Raw genomic sequence first — 18,401 nt, forward strand, 5'->3', positions numbered from 1 at the left:
CGCGGTCTCGCGTCGCGGAAACCGTGCCTGACGCATCCTACGCGTCCCGATGCGCAGCGCTGCAGGTGTCGTGGCTAGCCGTGGTGGCAGGTGCAGGTTCTCGGCTGCAGAACCCGATGCGTAGCGCTCACCGGGCGCGGCGCTGACCGGACGACGCCTACCCCAAGACGATGCCTGCCCAAAGACGCCCGCTCAAAAAACGCAAAGAGCTAGGCGCCAAAGCCTAGCTCTTCGTGTGCGCGCCGAGGCGCGTTAGCTGACGAGGCTCGTGACGTGCTTTTCGAGCCGCGCCTGATAGGCGCTCTTGGGTTGCGCGCCGATCATCGTCTCGACGGGTTCGCCGTCTTTAAAGAGGATCACCGTGGGGATGCTCATCACGCGAAACTGCATGGCGGTCTGCTGGTTGTCGTCGACGTTGAGTTTGCCGACCTTGACCTTGCCCGCGTAGTCGCTCGCGAGCTCCTCGATCACGGGGCCGACCATGCGGCAGGGGCCGCACCAGGGCGCCCAAAAGTCGACGAGCACGAGGCCCGTTTGGGTTTCGTCGCGAAAGTTGCTGTCGGTAAATTCAACGGTTTCAGCCATAACGCCTCCCTGAAGTAGCCGTCCCTCAATCTAGTGGAGCCGGCCCTGGAGCAATGTCTTGTGGTCTACACGCGCGGCTCTGCTGACGGCGTTTGCCACACGTAGAGGGCGCGCGCCGGGCTGCCACGGCCGAAGCGCGGCGGGGTGAGCCCGAGCGCCCTCGAGCCCCCTTTGACGGCCGCGCGCACCAAAGCGATCGGGCTCGCTTTCGCACCGTGCAGCGCGCGCGCCGCCGCGACCTCGCGGGTCACGTCGAGGTCGGGTGCCGACCCCTTGGAGTCGGTGCCGAAGGCGACCTCGACGCTGTGCTTGGCGAGCAGCTCCCAGGGGAGGCGGCCGCACCGAAGGGCCTCGTTCGAGCGCGGGCAGTGCACCACGGTGCAGCCCGCTTTGGCGACGGTTCTAACGTCCTCCTCGCCCACGTGCACCATGTGCACGAGCGTCGGGCGGGCCTCTAACACCCCCAAGCGGGCGAGGTACTGCACCGGGCTGAGGCCGCTCGGCCGCCAGTCCCCCAAAAAGGGCCGCATCAGCTCGAAGAGCGGGCCGCTGCCGTCACGGTGCAGCGCCGCCTCGGCGGGGCTCTCGGCGACGTGGATTTGCAGGGGCAAGCGCTCGGCGATGGCCAGCCGGGTGAGCCGTTGCAGCAAGGGGGCGCTGACGGTGTGCGGGGTGTGCGGCGAGAGGCCGAGTTTGAGGCCGTCAGGGCGCTCGAGGCGCCTAAACGCGCGTAGCCGCGCGACCGTCTCCGAGAACGCCGCCTCAGCCTCTGCCGGGTCGGGCGCGAAGACCTCCCAGTAGGCGACGCCGCGTAGACCGGGGGTTTGGAGCAGCTTGCGCATCGCCGCCTCATCGGCGACGATATCGCCAAACGCGAGCGGGGCGGCGCGCTGCAGCTCGGCGAGCCCGGCGTCTGCCGCGGCGACGCCGCGCGCGCGTTTGTGCCGGATGACGTGCCGGACAAAGTCCTCGTAGGGGCCGCGGAAGGGGGGCAGGCTCGAGAGGTCGAGGTGGGTGTGGGCGTTGACCGGCGGCGGCGAGATCGCGAAGCCGACGTCCGTCACGGGGGCCTCGGGGTAGAAGCGGCGCGCGTCCTCGCGGGACAAAATCGCCGCGACGCGCTCCCCTTGGAGCACGACGGCGCCCCCTCGTATCGGCGTGCCGAGACCTGTATAGACGACCTCTGCGCTCAGGATGCGCACCGCTACCCGCCAGGTGCTCTAGGGCGTGAGCGGCACGGCGGTGCCGGTAAAGAGCAACAGGAGGTAGAACGACGCGCTGATCACGGTGAGGATCAGCCCCGCTTGGGCGAAGGTGCGTTTGCTCGGATGGACGGCGCCGGCGAACGCCCAGTAGAGCAGCGCCACGAGGTTGACGAGCGGGATGGCGAGGAGCACCAACGTGAGCAGCCAGTTGCCGACTGAGATGACGTCAAAGCCACCTCGCGCGCCTCTGGGCGCGTCGCTTACGTAGGGGTCGCGGTGGTCCATCGGGACTCCTTAGTGTCGGGTTAGGGTCGTGTCCGTGTCGTGCAGCGCGCTAAGCGGTGCTGCGTATCGGTGAGGGCTCGAGCCGCGCCCTGCAAGCTCCGCCGCTCCGCTTCAGAGCGCGTGACGCGGGCGGCTTGGGCGTTCTCCTCGAGCTGCGCCACGGCGGGGTGTGCCAAAAGGTAGCGTAGCGCGAGCTGCGCGGTGGTGCGCGACCTCGAGCCGCGCGTTTGTAGCGCCTCCCGGGCGTGGTCGAGCGAGAGCGACATGCAGCCGAAGCCGAGTTCACTCACCCACAGGTCGCCCTGGCCGAGACGGTTGCGCTTCACGGGCGGAACCTAGAGGACGCCCTCGTAGACGTCGTCTAGCGTCAGGGTGAGGTTGAGGTAGGGGAGCGTTAGCGTCGCCTGTTCGCGGTACTCGTGGTACCACCAACCTTCCTCGGGGTCGCGGCGGTAGCGCTCGACGAGGCGCTCCTCGGCGCTCACGATGAGGTAGTCGCGTAGCTCGGGGAGGCGCTGATAGGCCATCAACTTCTCGCGGTGGTCGGTCGCGGCGGTGCTCGGCGAGGTCACCTCGGCGAGCAAACAGGGGGCGACCTTGTAGAGGTCGTGGGTGTCGCTCTCGCTGCACGTGACCATCACATCGGGGTAGTAGAAGCGTTCGCTCGGCCCCGTAGCGATGCGCAATTTCATGTCGCTCGAGTACACCCGGCAAGGACCCCGGCGGGTCGCCAGCCACAGGTGCCCGGTGAGGTTGGTGACGATGCGGTTGTGCCGGTCCGTCGCCCCTGCAAGCGCATACACCTGGCCGTCTACAAACTCGTGCTTGACGGCGCTCGCAGCCTCGAGCTCGAGATAGTCCTCGCTCGAGAGCGGTTTGAGTTTCAGTGCGGCCTCACCCATGCCGCATTATAGGTTTTAGAAGGCCGCCTCGAGCGCCCCGAAGTCCACCTCGGGCTTTTGCGCCAAGATGGCCGCCGCGTCGGGGACGCGGACGACGTTGTAGAGCGAGTCGCGCTGCACCGGCCGAAAGCCCGCCTCGGTGATCTGCCGGATGATCTCGCGCTCGTTCACCCGCCTGTGCTTGGCGCCCGCCTGCGAGACCACGTTCTCCTCCAACATGGTCGAGCCGTAGTCGTTGGCGCCGAAAAAGAGCGCCGTCTGCGCGACCTTGTGGCCCATCGTCGGCCAGGAGGCCTGGAAGTTGGGGATGTTGTCCAAAAACAGCCGCGAGACGGCCAGGTTCTGCAGGTATTCGTGCGCGCCCGCCCCCGGCACCTTGCCGTGAACGCGCACCCCTTCGGTCTGCAGCGTCCAGGAGATAAAGGCCGAAAAGCCGTTGCCGTAGCTTGCGAGCGCCTTGTCCTGCTGGTCGCGGACGCGCTGCATGCTCGCTACGCGCTGGGCGTGCGTCTCGCCGAAACCGATGACCATCGTCGCGGTGGTGTAGAGCCCGAGCGACTGCGCTTCGTCCATGATGCGGATCCAGTCACCCGCGGAGATGCGCGCGGGCGAGATGTGGCGCGCGTGGCGCACCTCGTCGACGAGCATCTCGCCGCCCCCGCCCGGCAGCCCGTCAAGGCCGGCTGCCTGGAGCGCTTTGAGGACCTCCAGGCTCGGCATCCCCGTGAGTTTGGCCATCCCCCTAATCTCCTCGGGGGAAAAGGCCTCGAGCCGGATCCTCGGGTGACGTTGTTTGAGGTGCTCTAAAAGCCCCGTGTACCACGAAAAGGGCAAGGTCGGGTGCACCCCCCCCTGCATGAGGATGCGGGTCCCGCCGACGGCCTCGAGCTCGAGCACCTTGGCGCTCACCTCCTCGTACGAGAGCACGTAGGCGTCCGCTTGGCGCCGCGTGCGGTAAAAGCCGCAGAAGGCGCAGCCCACCGTGCAGACGTTCGAGTAGTTGATGTTGCGGTCGATGAGGTAGCTCACCACCTCGGGGTCGGTGCGCTGTGAGCGCACCGCGTGCGCGGCGGCGGCGAGCTCAAAGAGCGGCAGGTGGTAGAGCGCCGTCGCCTCGTCCGCGCTGAGGCGCGCCCCGGAAGCGGCTTTGGCGAGGAGGTTCATGGCTCGAGTCTAGCACTGGGGTGGCGTAGGCGCCGTCAGATGCGCGCTTACCAGAGCTTTTTCGGCCTCGCTTGACAAACAAGGCTATGTATCCTATGATGTGAGCGTTCACAAAAGGTTCTCGAACCCCTACTTCGGCTTTCGGAGCTCGAAAGGAGGAGAGATATTAAGGTCAGTGCTCTAGCTGTTAGCGGCTAGCCGCATAGGGTATTTGGGCATAAGCGCTTTGCTTTGAACCCCCAGCGGGAGGCGCAGCGTTATGGCTTATATCATCTGAGCAAGCAGCAACTTTCACGCGGATACCAGTAGGGGCAACGCAGCATTCGCAAGCCTTACAGAAGAGTGTCAAGGCTGCTGACGACAGCCCCCTTTGGAGAGGAGAAGACGTGGCAAAGCTGAAAGCCTGTTTACTAGCTATCTCTTTGGTCGTAGCGTGCCAAATCGCGCTTGCTCAAGACGAAGAGCCAGAAGCGCCCCCCCTTCAGGAGCTTCCGAGAGAGCAAACGCTGATCTTGCAGAATCCGGAAGGTACAATTCGCAACCCGGGTTGGTTCAATCTGTGGGTTTCGGGTGCAGGTGGGGGGTTGTCGACCGGCCTACAGCAGCTCATGATGGACACGTTTTGGTATATCGATCCCAACCAAGGCATCGATGGTCCTAACTACAACTCACTGGCGACGGGTCCCGCTGAATACAACGACGATTATACCGAGATGACTGTTCGTCTGCGCGAGGGCGTCTACTGGAGCGATGGGGTTGAGTTCACCGCCGACGACGTCGTGTATACAGTCGAGACGCAGATGAACACGCCTGGGATGGGTTGGAGCGGCGCTTTTTCGCAGCAGGTTGAACGCGTCGAAGCTCTTGACGACTACACGGTACGCTTTACCCTGAACGCTCCGAACTCGCGCTTCCACTCGATCTTCTCGGTGCGGTGGAATGGCGCTTGGATCATGCCCAAACACATCTTTGAAGAGGTCGATAACGTCCTTGAGTATGACTTCAACCCACCCGTAGGGCTTGGCCCTTACACCCTACACAGCTTTGATCCCAACGGGGACTGGTACATCTGGGAAAAGCGCGAGGACTGGGACCGCACGGCTATGGCTGAGTTCGGCGAGCCAGCCCCTCAATACGTCATCTACCGTAACGGTGGGCCGACCGACCGCCGCCTCATTGAGATGCGTAACGGCAACCTCGATGTGGTGCACGACCTGACGCCGGAAGGTATGTTCGCGATCGTCCAACAAGACCCGACGGCGCGTGGCTGGTTTTCGGGCTTCCCTTACGCACACCCCGACCCCACCCTACCGATGGTGATCTTTAACCATCAAAACGAAAAGTTCCAAGACCGCAGAGTTCGTTGGGCGCTCACGCTCATGCTCGATGCGAGAGCCCTCTCGATGGCTAGCTACCGCGGCGCTGCAACCCTCACGGCGATCGCGATACCGCCGACCGGGACGCATCCGGACGACTATCACATCCCCATGCAGGAATGGGTCTCTAACTTCACGCTCGAGGCGGGTGGACAGGCGTTTCAACCCTATAACCCGGATCTGACCTTGCAGATTGCCGATATGGTGCGCGGCCAGTTTGGCGATCAGGTGCCGACGGATGAGGATGAGATTCGTCGCGCCTTCGGTTACGGCTGGTGGGAGCAGAATCTAGAAGCGGCTGCGGCTCTCCTTGAAGAGGCGGGTTTCACACGCCGGGGCAATGACTGGTACATGCCTAACGGTGAACGCTTCAGTATCCGCGTCATGATTCCGCCAGACGGCGTGATCAACCGGCTTGGGACGATGATCGCCCAGAACTGGAGCCAAGCCGGTGTGGCGGCTCAGGTCGAGGCTGCCCCCGACAGTTGGGACCGCCAATCGGTCGGTGACTTTGAGGTCAACATCGCCTGGTCGATTGAGACCTGGGGTGGCCATCCCGACCTGTCTTTCTTCCTCGACAGCTGGCACTCTCAGTACCTCGCCGAGCCAGGCGAGCTGCAACCAGCACGCAACTGGCAGCGTTGGAGCCACCCCGAACTCGACCGCATCATCGAAGAGGTTCGGCGGACGGACTTCTACGACCTCGAGGCGAACATCGAGTTGGGCAAGCAGTTTATCCAGCTGATGGTGGAAGAGATGCCGGTCATCCCGATCATGAGCTATAACGTCTTCTCGGTCGTCTCCGAGCGGTACTGGACCGGCTACCCGACAGCCGAAAACCCCTACGCCAATCCGGTCAACAATTGGGCCAACTCACGCTACATCTTGACGCAGCTCGAGTCTACGCAGTAGCGCGGTTGCCGTTGGAAGCCCTGCTTGACCAAGATGACTGGTCTGTTGCAAGACCAGTCATCTTGGTCGCAGCGCTACCGGCCTCGTCGTGGCGCCGGTGAGCCGAGTGAGCGTGGCGTAACCGCCTTTGGCTCGAGCAGTGCCCTCGACACAAGCCACGTCGTCAGCGCGCTTCCCTTGACGCGCCAACCTAACCACGGAAAGGAGTTGTGACGGGTGCGAGCCTATCTCTGGTTTGTTGCCAAGCGTGCGCTGCAGCTGCTGGCCATCGTTTTTGTCGGCATTTCGGCGTCGTTTTTTATCTCTCACTTGTCCCCCATTAACCCCGTCGAGCAGACCTTGGGTCGCATCACGACGCGGTCTAATATCAGCCCCGAAGCGATCGCCTCGTTGCGGGCAGCGCTCACGGACATGTACGGGGTCGATGAGCCCCTGTGGAACCGCTTCGTCAACTTTTGGGTGCGGTTCGTACAAGGGGATATGGGTCCCTCATTGATCGCGTTTCCAACGCCTGCCATGACGCTGATTCAACGCGCTCTGCCCTGGACGGTCGGTCTTTTAAGCGTGACCGTCGTCATAACGTGGCTGGTGGGCAACCTTTTGGGTGGGCTCGCTGGCTACTACCAAAACAACCGCTTGCTCAAGGCTTTCGGCGTGCTCGCGATGGGCGTGCAACCTATTCCGTACTATATCGTCGCTTTCATCCTACTCATCGTGTTCGGTTTTGTGTGGCCGGTGCTGCCCATTTCCGGTGGTTTTGCTATGAACGTACGTCCTGGCTGGACACCCGAATTTGTAGCGTCGGTCATTAGGCACGCCATTCTACCGGCAACGTCGATTGTCTTGGTCGGTATGGGGCTCTGGTTCCTCGGGATGAGGGCGCTCGTCTCTAACATCATCACGGAGGACTACGTGACCTACGCTGAGCTTGCCGGTGTCAAGCGCTCGCGCATCGTGGGTTCCTACGTTATCCGTAACGCGATGATCCCGCAGCTCACAGCTTTGGCGATGACGCTGGGGGGGGTGTTCTCGGGCACCGTCATCACTGAGCAGGTGTTTTCTTATCCGGGGCTCGGAACGCTTCTGGTAGACGCGGTCAACGGCGGCGATTATGGGCTCGTTGTTGCAGTCACGTCGGTGGCGATCATCGCCGTTGCCGTTGCTATCTTCGTCGTCGACCTCATCTATCCGATTCTCGACCCCCGGATCAGGGTTGAGTGAGATCGATGTTCTCGGTTTTTAAAGATCTGCTGCGCTACAATACCGAGTTTGCAATCGGCGTCGTGCTGGTCGGGGTCGTCGTGGTCTACGCAGGTTTAAGCTTTTTTTCGTCGGTCGATCCGACCTTGATGTATACCGTCATGCCCGACATGGCGCCGTCAGCTGAACACTGGTTCGGTACCAACTCGCGTGGCCAAGACATGTTCTGGCAGCTGAGCTTCGCTTTTCGTAACACGCTGGTCTTTGGCTTGCTCGTCGTGGTTCTAAGCCGCATCATCTCCATTACCGTCGGGCTGGTGTCGGGTTACTTGGGCGGAGCTACTGACCGGGCGCTCATGTTCGTCAACGACATCTTCGTTGCGCTCCCCATCTTTCCGATCCTGGTGCTTTTCTATTTCACCATGCGCTCTGATCTCAACACGGTCAACCTAGCGTTTCTCATGGCGTGCCTCGGATGGCCCTTTGACGCTCGTTTGATCCGTTCCGTTGCCCTGGGTTTGAGGCACCGTGAATTTACGAGGCATGCCGTCTTTTCCGGGATGAGCGCGCGAAAAATTATGTTCGAAGAACACTTGCCCTACGTTATGCCCATCATCTTCTCTACGGCCATGGCCAACCTGATCTGGGCGATTGGGCTCGAGGTGACCTTGGCCGTCCTTGGCTTTACCAATATCAACATCCCGACAGTCGGGACGACCATCTACTGGGCGAATAACCATTCGGCCTTGGTGGTAGGGGTGTGGTGGTGGGTCGTCATTCCCGTCGTGCTGATCGTCATGTTGTTTATCGGGCTCTTTCTACTCGCCGTGTCGATCAACGAATACATCGACCCGCGTTCACGCCTGCGTCGGATGGAGAGAGCCTGACATGGTCGACGACGTCCTGACCGTGCAAAACCTCAAAGCCTACTATCAGATGGCTTACTTCGGGGTCAAGCGTGAGGTGCGCGCTGTCGATGACATCACACTCACCGTGCGCAAAAACGAGATCTACGGCATCGCTGGCGAAAGCTCATCGGGCAAAACCACGCTGATCAAGACCTTTGCCGCTGCCATCCGGCCGCCCTTGCGAATCGTAGGTGGCTCAGTGACCTACAACTTCGGTGGCCAACTCATCGAGCCGAACACCGCCAAAAAAGAGGAGGTCGACAAAATTCGCTGGAAGCACCTCGCTTACATCATGCAAGGCTCGATGAGTGTCCTTAACCCGGTCCGCAGGATCCGGCACAGCTTTGAAGACTTTGCCCTGCGGCCCATGGGGGTAGCTAAAAAGGAGTTCTGGCAGAGGGTCGAGGCACACCTCAAGCGTTTAAACCTCTCGCCCGAGGTGTTAAACGCGTACCCACACGAGCTGTCGGGCGGTATGCGCCAGCGCGTGACGATCGCTCTGGCTACGGTGTGTCGGCCTCAGTTCATCATCGCCGATGAGCCAACGACAGCGCTCGACGTGGTGGTGCAGAAAGACGTCTTAGCCATGCTTCGGGACGTGCAAAAACAGATGGGCTCATCGGTGGTTTTCGTCACCCACGATATGAGCGTGCACGCCAACATGGCCGACCGTATCGGGATCATGTACGCCGGCCGCTTGGTGGAGGAGGGGCCGACGCGTGCCCTTTTCACCGCACCCAAGCACCCGTATACGGCTCACTTGGTGGCGAGCCTACCGCGTATAGGTGACACGACGCAGAAACCGGCTTTAGAGGGGCAGCCGCCCAACCTTGCGGACCCGCCTCAGGGCTGCCGCTTTCATCCACGGTGTCCACTCGCCATCGCCAGGTGCGAGACCGAAGTACCTCCTCTTGCGCTTATCGGGGCCGATCACCGCACCGCTTGCTGGCGCGCAGCCGACGTTCGTCCTCTGACGACCCTTCGCCCACAACGCGCCGAGGTGGTGTCGTGAGCACGTTGCTCGACGTGTCACACGTCTCTAAACGGTTTTCGATGGGGGGCATCTTATCGCGCAAATACACCGACGCCGTGGTCGACGTGAGCTTTTCGCTACAGGCCGATCACCCCGAGATCTTTACGATCATCGGGGAGTCGGGGTCGGGCAAGACCACGCTGGCCCGCATGATCTTAGGCCTCGAGACACCTTCGCATGGGACGATCACGTTCGCGGGTAAGAGCACCTCCGAGTGGAAGCGCCGAGCGGCGCGCAGCGACTTTATGCGCCGTGTGCAACCGGTTTTCCAGAACCCATTTGAAGCGTTTAATCCCCTTAAGCAGGTGGACCGCTACCTCGAGGCGACCGCTCGCCGCCTTCTGGGGGCGACCGAGCGCAAGGCGGTCGACGCGGCTATGGACGAGGCGTTGCAGAAGGTCGGCTTGAGCCTCAAGGAGATCAAGGGTCGCTTTGCGCACGAGCTGTCGGGGGGGCAGCTGCAGCGGGTGGCCATCGCTCGGGCGCTAATTCCAAACCCGTCGCTACTCATCGCCGACGAACCCGTTTCGATGGTGGACGCGTCGCTACGGATGTCGATCGTCAACCTTTTAAAGCGGTTACGTGATGACCTCAACGTGTCCGTGATCTATATCACCCACGACTTGGCCACGGCTTACTACATTTCGGACCGGATCATCATCATGCAAAAGGGGTACGTCGTCGAGATGGGCCCCGCTCGCGCGATCCTCGAGTCGCCGGAGCACGCGTATTCACAACTGCTCAAGTCTTCGGTCTTGTCGATCGACACGGCGGGGATGGGCGTGCTCGAGCCAGCTGACCGGAGGATGACAGAAGCTGCCTGGAGCACGATGGGTCGAGGTCGCCTCGAACCTCGTCCCGATGGCCGTATGGTCAGAGTTGCGGCCTGACGGCCTCTATCTTCCACACCCTCAAGGAGGCTTCGTGAGTAACACCATCGCCATCGACCCTTTACGCACCCTCGGTAGGCTCGAGCGCAACGTCTTCGGCGGCTTTGCCGAGCACCTAGGCCGCTGCATCTACGGCGGCCTCTACGACCCAAACTCGCCCCACGCGGACGCGTCGGGCCTTAGGACGGACGTGCTGGACGCCCTAAAGCGCCTCAACATGCCGGTCATGCGCTACCCCGGCGGCAACTTCGTCTCGGGCTACCGCTGGCGCGACGGTGTCGGTCCCAAGGCGGAGCGGCCCGCGCGCACCGAGCTGGCCTGGCACGACGTGGAGCCCAACACCTTCGGTACGAACGAGTTCGTGGACTTCTGCCGCCGCCTCGGCACCGAGCCCTACCTGGTGGTCAACGCCGGCGACGGCGACATGCGCGAGGCGCGCGACTGGCTCGAGTACTGTAACGGTACCCAGGACACCGCCCTGGTCAAGCTGCGCCGCGCCCACGGCTATGAGGCGCCGCACGGCGTCCGCTACTGGGGGATCGGCAACGAGGTCGACGGCCCCTGGCAGATCGGCTACAAGACCCCCGAGGAGTACGCCCGCACCTACACGGAGTTCGCCAAGGTCATGAAGTGGACCGATCCGAGCGTCAAGCTCGTCGCCTCGGGGATCTCCGCGTGGGACGCGAGCGCCGTTGAGCGCGTGAAGCTGCTGATGGAGCACGCGGCGGCGCACATCGACTACCTCGCTATCCACTGGTACGTCGGCAACGACGCCCAGAGGGGCTACCGCGACGACGACTTCGCGAGCTACATGGCCCTGTCCGAACGCATCGAGGACATGCTCGTCGCGACCGAAGGGGTGTTGAGGGCCATGAGCCGCGCGCTGCGGCTCGGGCGGGAGGTGGCCATCGCGGTCGACGAGTGGAACGTCTGGTACCGCACGGGCAACGAGGAGAAGCTCGAAGAGGTCTACAACCTCGAGGACGCCCTCATGACGGGGATTCAGCTCAACGCCCTGATCCGCCACGCTAGAAGCGTCAAGATGGCCAACCTCGCGCAGGTCGTCAACGTCATCGCCCCCATCCTGACGCGCCCGGACGGGCTCGTGTTGCAGAGCATCTTCTACCCCTTTGAGCTCTATAGCCGCTTCGCTAGAGGCGTGGCGCTCGACGTCTATTGGGCGGGGGACACCTTTTCGACGCCGGAGCACACGGGCTTGCGGGTGCTCGACGTGGCGGCCACGCTCGACGAGAGCGCCAAAGAGCTCGCCGTGTTCGTGGTCAACCGCAGCTTAGAGGCGCGCGAGGCGACGCTGTCGCTCGGCACGCGCGCTTCGGGCGCCAAGGCCTTCGTCGTCAACGGCCCCGACATCAAGGCCACCAACACCTTTGAGGCGCCTGACCGCGTCGGCGTCAGGGAGACGGGGCTCGAGGTGGACGGAGACACCCTCACCTACACTTTCGAGCCGCACTCGGTCACGGTGCTTTCCGTCGCGCTCGAGCCCTAGGGGGTGTGCGGGTCGGCGCAGGAGCTTGACCCCTGTGACGCGGTAAACGTTGTAGGCTGATCCGCAAACATCCCTGGCGAACCCTCTCACTTGCTAAAGGAGACGCTCATCGAAACCTACACCCTCGGCCTCGACTACGGCACCGAATCCGGGCGCGCGCTGTTGGTGCGCGTCTCAGACGGCGCGGAGGTCGCCACCGCCGTCTACCCTTACAAGGACGGCGTCCTCGACCGCGCCCTACCGGACGGCACGCCGCTGCCGCCCGACTGGGCGTTGCAGAACCCGGACGACTACCTAGACGTTCTCAAAAACGCGGTGCCCGCCGTCCTTAAGGAGAGCGGCGTTGCCCCCGACGCGGTGGTGGGCGTCGGCATCGACTTTACGAGCTGCACGATGCTGCCGACGTTGCGCGATGGCACGCCGCTCTGCCGGCTGGGTGACCTCAGGGGTAACCCCCACGCCTGGGTCAAACTCTGGAAGCACCACGCCGCGCAGCCCCAAGCCGACCGGATCAACGAGGTCGCGCGCGCGCGCGGCGAGCCGTGGCTCGGCCGTTACGGTGGCAAGATCAGCAGCGAGTGGTTTTTCAGCAAGGCGCTGCAGATCTTGGAGGAGGCCCCCGAGGTCTACGCGCGCGCCGAGCGGCTCATCGAGGCGGCGGACTGGCTCGTGTGGCAGCTGACGGGCGTGGAGACCAGGAGCGCCTGCACCGCCGGTTACAAGGCGATGGTGCAAGACGGGAGCTTCCCGAGCCCCGAGTACTTCGCGGCCTTGCACCCGGACTTTCGAGACGTCGTCGACGAGAAGATGTCGCGCGAGCTGCTGCCCCTTGGGGCCAAGGCGGGGGGCTTAAGCGAGGCGGCGGCCGCTTGGACGGGCCTCAAACCGGGTACGCCCGTGGCGGTCGCCAACGTCGACGCGCACGTCACGGTGCCCGCGACGGGGCACGTCGCGCCCGGCACCTTGGTGATGATCATGGGCACCTCGACCTGTCACGTGCTGGTCGGCGAGAGCCTCCACGAGGTCGAGGGGATGTGCGGCGTGGTCGAAGGCGGCGTGGTGCCCGGGGCCTACGGCTACGAAGCGGGGCAGTCGGGGGTCGGCGACCTGTTCGCCTGGCTCGTCAAGCGCCTCGCCCCCCCCGAGGTGCACGACGCGGCGCGCGCCGAGGGCGTGAGCGTCCACGAGGTGCTGACGCGGGAGGCGGCGCGTCAGCGGCCGGGCGAGAGTGGGCTGTTGGCGCTCGACTGGCTTAACGGTAACCGCAGCGTGCTGGTCGACGCGGAGCTCTCGGGGCTCATCGTCGGGCTGACGCTGGCGACGACCCCCGCCGAGCTCTACCGGGCGCTCCTAGAAGCCACCGCCTACGGCACCCGGATGATCGTCGAGGCGTTTAGGGGGGCGCAGGTCCCCGTGACGCGGCTCGTGGCGGCGGGTGGGCTGCCCAGCAAAAACCCCTTGCTGATGCAGATCTACGCCGACGTGCTCAACCAGGAGGTCTACCTCATCCGCAGCGAGCAGGGGCCGGCGCTGGGGGCGGCGATGCACGCGGCGGTGGCAGCGGGGGTGTACCCCGACATCGCGGCGGCGGCGGCGAAGATGGGGGGGCTTAGCGAGACGGTCTACCGGCCCGTGCCGGAGAACGCGGCGGTGTACGAACGGCTCTACGCCGACTACCGGGTGCTGCACGACCTCTTCGGCCGGAGCGGTGCGGACGAACCCGGCGGCGTGATGAAGCGCCTGCGCTCGCTGCGGCGTGAGGCGAGGCGGGCCGGATGACGCTGGCTGAGCTCAAGGTGGTCGTGACCGGCTCGAGCGGCCGCGCCGGCCGCGCGGTGGTCAGGGGCCTCAAAGAGCAGGGGCTCGAGGTGCTGGGGGTCGACCGGGTCAAACCCCTCGAAGACCCCGGCGTGCCGACGCTTCAGGCCGACCTCACCGACCTGGGCGAGACCCTTGAAGTCCTCAAGGGTGCGGACGCGGTGGTGCACCTCGCCAACATCCCCGCGCCAGGCATCTTCCCGCCGGGCCGGACGTTTGTGGAAAACACCGTCATGAACTACAACGTCTTCTCGGCGGCGGTGGACGTGGGGCTGGGGCGGGTGGTGTGGGCCTCGAGCGAGACCACCCTCGGCCTGCCCTTCGACACGCCGCCCCGCTACGCCCCGGTGGACGAAGCGCACTACCCCGTCCCGGAGTCGTCCTACGCCCTCTCCAAGGTGGCGAGCGAGACCCTGGCCGAGCAGTTCGCCCGCTGGAGCGGCGTGCCCTTTATCGGCCTGCGCTTTTCAAACATCTTAAGTGAGCGCGAGTACCGCACCTTTCCGGAGACGTGCTGGCGCGACCCGGCCGCGCGCAAGTGGAACCTCTGGGGGTACGTGGACGAGCGCGACGTGGCGCTCGCGTGCCGCTTGAGCCTCACCGCCCACGTGACGGGCGCGGACGCGTTGATCATCGCCGCTAACGACACGGTGATGAACCGGCCCTCGCGCGAGCTGATGGCCGAGGTCTTCCCGGGCGTCCCCGTGGCGGACGACCTGCCCGAGTACGGCACCCTGCTCTCAGTCGAGCGGGCGCGCCGTACCCTCGGCTATGAGCCCGCGCACTCCTGGCGCGAGGTCTTGGAGGGCGAACGGGTAGGCTGATGGACGCCAAGCCCCAGCCCGCCCCCGGCTTTTCGCTCCGCTCCTACCATCCCGAAGACCTAGGGGCGGTCTACCGCATCTGCCTCGAGACGGGCGACACCGGTGAGGACGCCACCCACCTCTACCGCGACCCGGAGCTCCTGGGGCACCTCTACGCGGGGCCCTACGTGACCCTGGAGCCCGAGCTGGCGTTTGTCTTGGAGGACGCAGCGGGGGTGTGCGGCTACGTCCTCGGGGCGCGCGACTCGAGCGCCTTTTACGCCCGCCTCGAGGCCGAGTGGTTCCCGCCGCTGCGCGCGCGCTACCCGGAGCCCGAGGGCGACCCCGACACCTGGACGCGCGACGAGCACCTGATCACGCACCTTTACACGGCGCCGCCTCAAGACGAGGCGCTCTTTGGCCGCTACCCCTCGCACCTCCACATCGACCTCCTAAAGCGCGCGCAGGGCCGCGGCAACGGGCGCGCGCTCATGGCGGCCCTGTTTGCGGCGCTGCGCGCGCAGGGTTCGCCGGGCGTGCACCTCGGCACCTCGCCGCAGAACGTGCGGGCGGAGCGCTTCTACCGCAAGCTGGGTTTTCGTGAGCTGAAGCGGGAGCCTCCCTACACGCTGGTGATGGGTAGAGGGTTATAGGGGGCCTTGTCGCTGGTCTTCGCGCGCTTTGTTCTGAAACGCGCCTGCTGCCGATGAGCGCTAAAACCACGTCACAGCACCCACTTGTGGTCACTCGAGCAGCGACCGCCCCGTCATCTCCGCTGGTTTCTCCAGACCCATGAGCTCTAAAATCGTCGGCGCGACGTCGCCCAGCACGCCGCCGGAGCGCAGTTTGGCGTCGCCCGCGCCCACCAAGATAAAGGGCACTGGGTTGGTCGTGTGGGCGGTGTGCGGGCCGCCATCGTCGGCGATCATCACCTCGGCGTTGCCGTGGTCGGCGAGGATGATAGCCACCCCGCCCTTTTGCTGCACCGCGCCTATGATCCGGCCGAGCCCCTCGTCGACGGCCTCGCAGGCTTTGATGGCGGCCCCCAACACACCCGTGTGCCCCACCATATCGGGGTTGGCGTAGTTAATCAGGATAAAGTCGTCGTCGTGCTCTTTGATGCGTTTGACGGTCGCGTCGGTGAGTTCGGGCGCGCTCATCTCCGGTTTGAGGTCGTAGGTCGCTACCTTGGGGGAGGGGACGAGGTGACGCGTCTCGCCCTCGAAGGGCTTTTCGATCTTGGCGTCGAAGAAGTAGGTCACGTGCGGGTACTTTTCGGTTTCGGCGGTGTGGTACTGCGTCTTGCCGGCGCGGCTTAAAACCTCGGCGAGCGGGTTTTTGAGCTCGGGCAGCTCGAGCGCAAAGGGCGCGCGGAGCTCCTTGTCGTACTCCATCAAAGAGGCGTAGGTGAGTCTGTGCAGCACGCGGCAGCGCCTAAACTTGTCCCAACTGTCGTCGCCCAAGAGCGCGTAGGTGAGCTGGCGGGCGCGGTCGGCGCGGAAGTTAAAAAAGACCACCGAGTCGTTGTCGTGGATCTCGACGGGCGCGCCGTCACGTAACACGAGCGTCGGTTGGATAAACTCGTCCGTCTCGCCGCGCGCGTAGGCCTGCTCGACCGCTTCGATCGCGTTTTCGGCGCGGTAGTCGGCCCTGCCGCAGACGATCGCTTCGTAGGCGCGTTGGGTGCGCTCCCAGCGGTTGTCGCGGTCCATGGCGTAGTAGCGGCCGGTGACCGAAGCGATGTGGATGTCGTGGCCCAACTCGTCGATCTTGTACTGCAGCTCGCGGACGTAACCTAGACCGCTCTGGGGCGGGGTGTCGCGGCCGTCGGTAAACGCGTGGACGTAGACGGGGGCGGCGTTGCGGCGTTTGGCGAGCTCGAGGAGCGCGAAGAGGTGCTCGAGGTCGCTATGGACCCCGCCGCGGCTGACGAGCCCCATGAGGTGCAGCGCGGCGCCCGCGGGCAGGTCGTAGGCGCGGTTGGAGACCTCGTTCTGGAAAAAGGTGCCGTCGTCGATGAGGCTCTGGATATAGGTGAGGCTCTGCATCACCACGCGGCCTGCGCCCAGGTTGAGGTGCCCGACCTCGGAGTTGCCGATCTGCCCTTCGGGGAGCCCGACCGCCTTGCCCGAAGCCTGCAGCGTCGTGTGCGGGTAGTCGCGCCACAGACGGTCGAAGTTCGGGGTGTGGGCGAGGCTCACGGCGTTGCCCGGGCCGTCGGGGGCGAGGCCGAAACCATCTAGAACCACGAGCATGATGGGGTTAAACGTCGTCATGTCAGCGTCTCCCTGGGGCTTGGCTGCCAAGCCCGTTGTATCACGTCACACGTATCACGTCACACGTATCACGTCGCACGCCGGCCGCACCGCGCCGGTGAGTGCGCCGCGCCTCACGCGGGCGGGCGGCGGACGTTGTCGATGCGCGCGACCATCACGACGTCGCCGTCATGCAAGTAGAGCTCGGTGAGCGTCACGCCCGAGAGCTGCCGGTTGAGGAGCGCCTGAACGTCGACACGCAGCTCCGGCGCGGCGGCGCCCTTGTGGACGCTGACGCCGGGGGGGAGGGGGATGGCGGCGGTGAGCAGGTTGAGGAGGCGGTGGATGGGGAGCGCGAGCACGCTCGAGACGAGCGAGAACGACACCACCCCCGCGGCGAAGCCGAGGTAGTGCAGCTCGAGCCGCACCCGCGGGGCGAGGGCGCGCAGGGGGCGCGGCAACAACGCCTCCGGGTTGAGCGTGACGTGCACGGTCGACCCGCTACAGCTCACCCGCTCGACGGGGGGCGGCAGCGGCTTGTCGGCGGTAGCGAGCGCGAGCGCTTCGGGGAAGGGGAGGACGAGCTGCGCGATGGGAACCTCCAAGGGGCCACAGGGCTCAGGCGTCAGCATAACAGCCCTCACGGGGTCACCGATATCGCTGCTGATCCCTGACGGCTGTCTTCTGTCTCCTGCCCTTACCCCCACCGCCCCAGGGCTCGAGCGACCCGCGCGTCGAGGTAGCCGAAGTCGTCCTCGCCCACGTCCTCCAGACGTTTGCCGAGCTGGTGCGCGAGGTAGCAGCGGGCGGCGCGCTCGAGGTGCGGCCGAAAGGTGGGGTCGGCGAGCGTCTGGGGCAGGAGCTCCTGCAGTCTGCGCTCCAAGTACCCCTTGGCGAGCTCGGCGGCGACGGCGCGTTCGTCGTCGCTCAGCAAAGGGGTAGCGCTCCCGGGGGCGACGGCGAGCGTGCGGCTCGCGCGGAGCACCTTGGGGGCCGCGGCGTAGCGCGCGCAGGTGCTGCAGAGCGTCCCCTTGAGTTGCGGCGGGGAGAGCGCGCCGCAGACCGTACACGGCGCCCACCCCTCCGCTTGGCGCTGCGCGCGCCACACGAGCATCGCTTTGGCGGCGCGCATGGCGCTCTGGGTGAGTGGGTCGGGGAGCGCGGCGGCGGAGAGGTATCGCGACAGCTCGGCGAGCGCCTTGGGGTCGGGGTGCGCTTCGGGCGGGGGGGCTTTGGGCGCTTCCGGCGAGGCGCGCCGGCCCGTCCGGAAGCGCACGTCGCGGATGTCGCGCACGCCGAACTTGGCCCTGTAGACGTGCAGAAACTTCTGGCGCTGAAAGCTGAGGTGCATGGCCGTTTCGGAGTCGGGCACCTCGACGATGAGGACGCCGTCTTGGAGGGTTTTGGCCTCGGTGAACTTGGCGACCTCGGGGCCGACGACCTGCGGCCAGAGCAAGACCGCCTCGGCGCGGCGCACGCCGCGCCTCAGCCCCCCCTTTTTAAAGACCTCGGCCAAGAGGTCGGCGACGCTCCGAGCGTCTTTCACCCCGACCTCCGG

Annotated in this window: 18 protein-coding genes; 9 read left to right on the forward strand and 9 right to left on the reverse strand. The window is 64.9% G+C overall.

Features of this window, described 5'->3' with window-relative positions:
- Nucleotides 1–252: 252 nt before the first annotated feature.
- From trxA to mqnC, 6 genes are all read right to left on the reverse strand, one after another.
- On the reverse strand, nucleotides 253–585 hold the full coding sequence (trxA, locus tag TRAD_RS00775) for a thioredoxin (protein WP_013176672.1): 333 nt from the start codon (nucleotides 583–585) through the stop codon (nucleotides 253–255).
- 65 nt (nucleotides 586–650) lie between these two features.
- Nucleotides 651–1,787 (reverse strand): amidohydrolase family protein, encoded by a 1,137-nt coding sequence (locus tag TRAD_RS00780; RefSeq protein WP_013176673.1) that lies wholly within the window; start codon nucleotides 1,785–1,787, stop codon nucleotides 651–653.
- Nucleotides 1,788–1,805: 18 nt separating this feature from the next.
- Complete coding sequence (locus TRAD_RS00785; RefSeq protein WP_013176674.1) at nucleotides 1,806–2,075, reverse strand: hypothetical protein; 270 nt, start codon at nucleotides 2,073–2,075, stop codon at nucleotides 1,806–1,808.
- A 20-nt stretch (nucleotides 2,076–2,095) separates the two neighbouring features.
- Complete coding sequence (locus tag TRAD_RS00790; RefSeq protein WP_013176675.1) at nucleotides 2,096–2,401, reverse strand: hypothetical protein; 306 nt, start codon at nucleotides 2,399–2,401, stop codon at nucleotides 2,096–2,098.
- A gap of 9 nt (nucleotides 2,402–2,410) precedes the next feature.
- On the reverse strand, nucleotides 2,411–2,977 hold the full coding sequence (locus tag TRAD_RS00795; RefSeq protein WP_013176676.1) for a Uma2 family endonuclease: 567 nt from the start codon (nucleotides 2,975–2,977) through the stop codon (nucleotides 2,411–2,413).
- A gap of 15 nt (nucleotides 2,978–2,992) precedes the next feature.
- A complete protein-coding gene (gene mqnC, locus TRAD_RS00800; protein WP_013176677.1) occupies nucleotides 2,993–4,141 on the reverse strand; it encodes a cyclic dehypoxanthinyl futalosine synthase in 1,149 nt (382 codons plus the stop codon).
- A gap of 386 nt (nucleotides 4,142–4,527) precedes the next feature.
- Between mqnC and TRAD_RS00805 the strand changes: the two genes are divergently transcribed.
- The 9 genes from TRAD_RS00805 (at nucleotide 4,528) to TRAD_RS00845 (ending at nucleotide 15,241) form a co-directional block, all read left to right on the forward strand.
- Entirely contained in the window at nucleotides 4,528–6,429 is a 1,902-nt protein-coding gene (locus tag TRAD_RS00805; protein ID WP_013176678.1) for an ABC transporter substrate-binding protein, read from the forward strand.
- Between the two features lie 216 nt (nucleotides 6,430–6,645).
- Nucleotides 6,646–7,650, forward strand: coding sequence for an ABC transporter permease (locus TRAD_RS00810; RefSeq protein ID WP_013176679.1), 1,005 nt, complete (start codon nucleotides 6,646–6,648; stop codon nucleotides 7,648–7,650).
- 5 nt (nucleotides 7,651–7,655) lie between these two features.
- Nucleotides 7,656–8,516, forward strand: coding sequence for an ABC transporter permease (locus TRAD_RS00815; RefSeq protein WP_013176680.1), 861 nt, complete (start codon nucleotides 7,656–7,658; stop codon nucleotides 8,514–8,516).
- A gap of 1 nt (nucleotide 8,517) precedes the next feature.
- Nucleotides 8,518–9,549 carry an ABC transporter ATP-binding protein gene (locus TRAD_RS00820; protein WP_013176681.1) on the forward strand — a complete coding sequence of 344 codons (1,032 nt, stop codon included), beginning with the start codon at nucleotides 8,518–8,520 and terminating at the stop codon, nucleotides 9,547–9,549.
- A 41-nt stretch (nucleotides 9,550–9,590) separates the two neighbouring features.
- Nucleotides 9,591–10,460, forward strand: coding sequence for an ABC transporter ATP-binding protein (locus TRAD_RS00825; protein WP_049772890.1), 870 nt, complete (start codon nucleotides 9,591–9,593; stop codon nucleotides 10,458–10,460).
- 34 nt (nucleotides 10,461–10,494) lie between these two features.
- Nucleotides 10,495–11,967 (forward strand): alpha-N-arabinofuranosidase, encoded by a 1,473-nt coding sequence (locus TRAD_RS00830; protein ID WP_013176683.1) that lies wholly within the window; start codon nucleotides 10,495–10,497, stop codon nucleotides 11,965–11,967.
- A 90-nt stretch (nucleotides 11,968–12,057) separates the two neighbouring features.
- Nucleotides 12,058–13,746, forward strand: a complete 1,689-nt coding sequence (locus TRAD_RS00835; protein WP_013176684.1) for a ribulokinase — start codon at nucleotides 12,058–12,060, stop codon at nucleotides 13,744–13,746.
- Nucleotides 13,743–14,609, forward strand: a complete 867-nt coding sequence (locus TRAD_RS00840) for an NAD-dependent epimerase/dehydratase family protein (RefSeq protein ID WP_013176685.1) — start codon at nucleotides 13,743–13,745, stop codon at nucleotides 14,607–14,609. The genes TRAD_RS00835 and TRAD_RS00840 overlap by 4 nt, the downstream gene beginning before the upstream one ends.
- Entirely contained in the window at nucleotides 14,609–15,241 is a 633-nt protein-coding gene (locus tag TRAD_RS00845; RefSeq protein WP_013176686.1) for a GNAT family N-acetyltransferase, read from the forward strand. The genes TRAD_RS00840 and TRAD_RS00845 overlap by 1 nt, the downstream gene beginning before the upstream one ends.
- 90 nt (nucleotides 15,242–15,331) lie before the next feature.
- On the opposite strand, the gene gpmI is transcribed toward TRAD_RS00845, so the two are convergent.
- From gpmI to TRAD_RS14930, 3 genes are all read right to left on the reverse strand, one after another.
- Entirely contained in the window at nucleotides 15,332–16,864 is a 1,533-nt protein-coding gene (gene gpmI, locus TRAD_RS00850) for a 2,3-bisphosphoglycerate-independent phosphoglycerate mutase (RefSeq protein WP_013176687.1), read from the reverse strand.
- A gap of 113 nt (nucleotides 16,865–16,977) precedes the next feature.
- On the reverse strand, nucleotides 16,978–17,475 hold the full coding sequence (locus tag TRAD_RS00855) for a hypothetical protein (RefSeq protein ID WP_013176688.1): 498 nt from the start codon (nucleotides 17,473–17,475) through the stop codon (nucleotides 16,978–16,980).
- Between the two features lie 65 nt (nucleotides 17,476–17,540).
- Nucleotides 17,541–18,389, reverse strand: a complete 849-nt coding sequence (locus tag TRAD_RS14930; protein ID WP_013176689.1) for a DciA family protein — start codon at nucleotides 18,387–18,389, stop codon at nucleotides 17,541–17,543.
- Nucleotides 18,390–18,401: the final 12 nt, after the last annotated feature.

This window comes from Truepera radiovictrix DSM 17093 (genome assembly GCF_000092425.1).
Taxonomy (GTDB): domain Bacteria; phylum Deinococcota; class Deinococci; order Deinococcales; family Trueperaceae; genus Truepera; species Truepera radiovictrix.

Coding starts and splice junctions, on each gene's coding strand:
- TRAD_RS00785 (WP_013176674.1), bottom strand. CDS start 2,075: ATGGACCACCGCGACCCCTACGTAAGCGACGCGCCCAGAGGCGCGCGA.
- TRAD_RS00840 (WP_013176685.1), top strand. CDS start 13,743: ATGACGCTGGCTGAGCTCAAGGTGGTCGTGACCGGCTCGAGCGGCCGC.
- trxA (WP_013176672.1), bottom strand. CDS start 585: ATGGCTGAAACCGTTGAATTTACCGACAGCAACTTTCGCGACGAAACC.
- mqnC (WP_013176677.1), bottom strand. CDS start 4,141: ATGAACCTCCTCGCCAAAGCCGCTTCCGGGGCGCGCCTCAGCGCGGAC.
- TRAD_RS00845 (WP_013176686.1), top strand. CDS start 14,609: ATGGACGCCAAGCCCCAGCCCGCCCCCGGCTTTTCGCTCCGCTCCTAC.
- gpmI (WP_013176687.1), bottom strand. CDS start 16,864: ATGACGACGTTTAACCCCATCATGCTCGTGGTTCTAGATGGTTTCGGC.
- TRAD_RS00855 (WP_013176688.1), bottom strand. CDS start 17,475: ATGCTGACGCCTGAGCCCTGTGGCCCCTTGGAGGTTCCCATCGCGCAG.
- TRAD_RS00795 (WP_013176676.1), bottom strand. CDS start 2,977: ATGGGTGAGGCCGCACTGAAACTCAAACCGCTCTCGAGCGAGGACTAT.
- TRAD_RS00820 (WP_013176681.1), top strand. CDS start 8,518: ATGGTCGACGACGTCCTGACCGTGCAAAACCTCAAAGCCTACTATCAG.
- TRAD_RS00825 (WP_049772890.1), top strand. CDS start 9,591: ATGGGGGGCATCTTATCGCGCAAATACACCGACGCCGTGGTCGACGTG.
- TRAD_RS00815 (WP_013176680.1), top strand. CDS start 7,656: ATGTTCTCGGTTTTTAAAGATCTGCTGCGCTACAATACCGAGTTTGCA.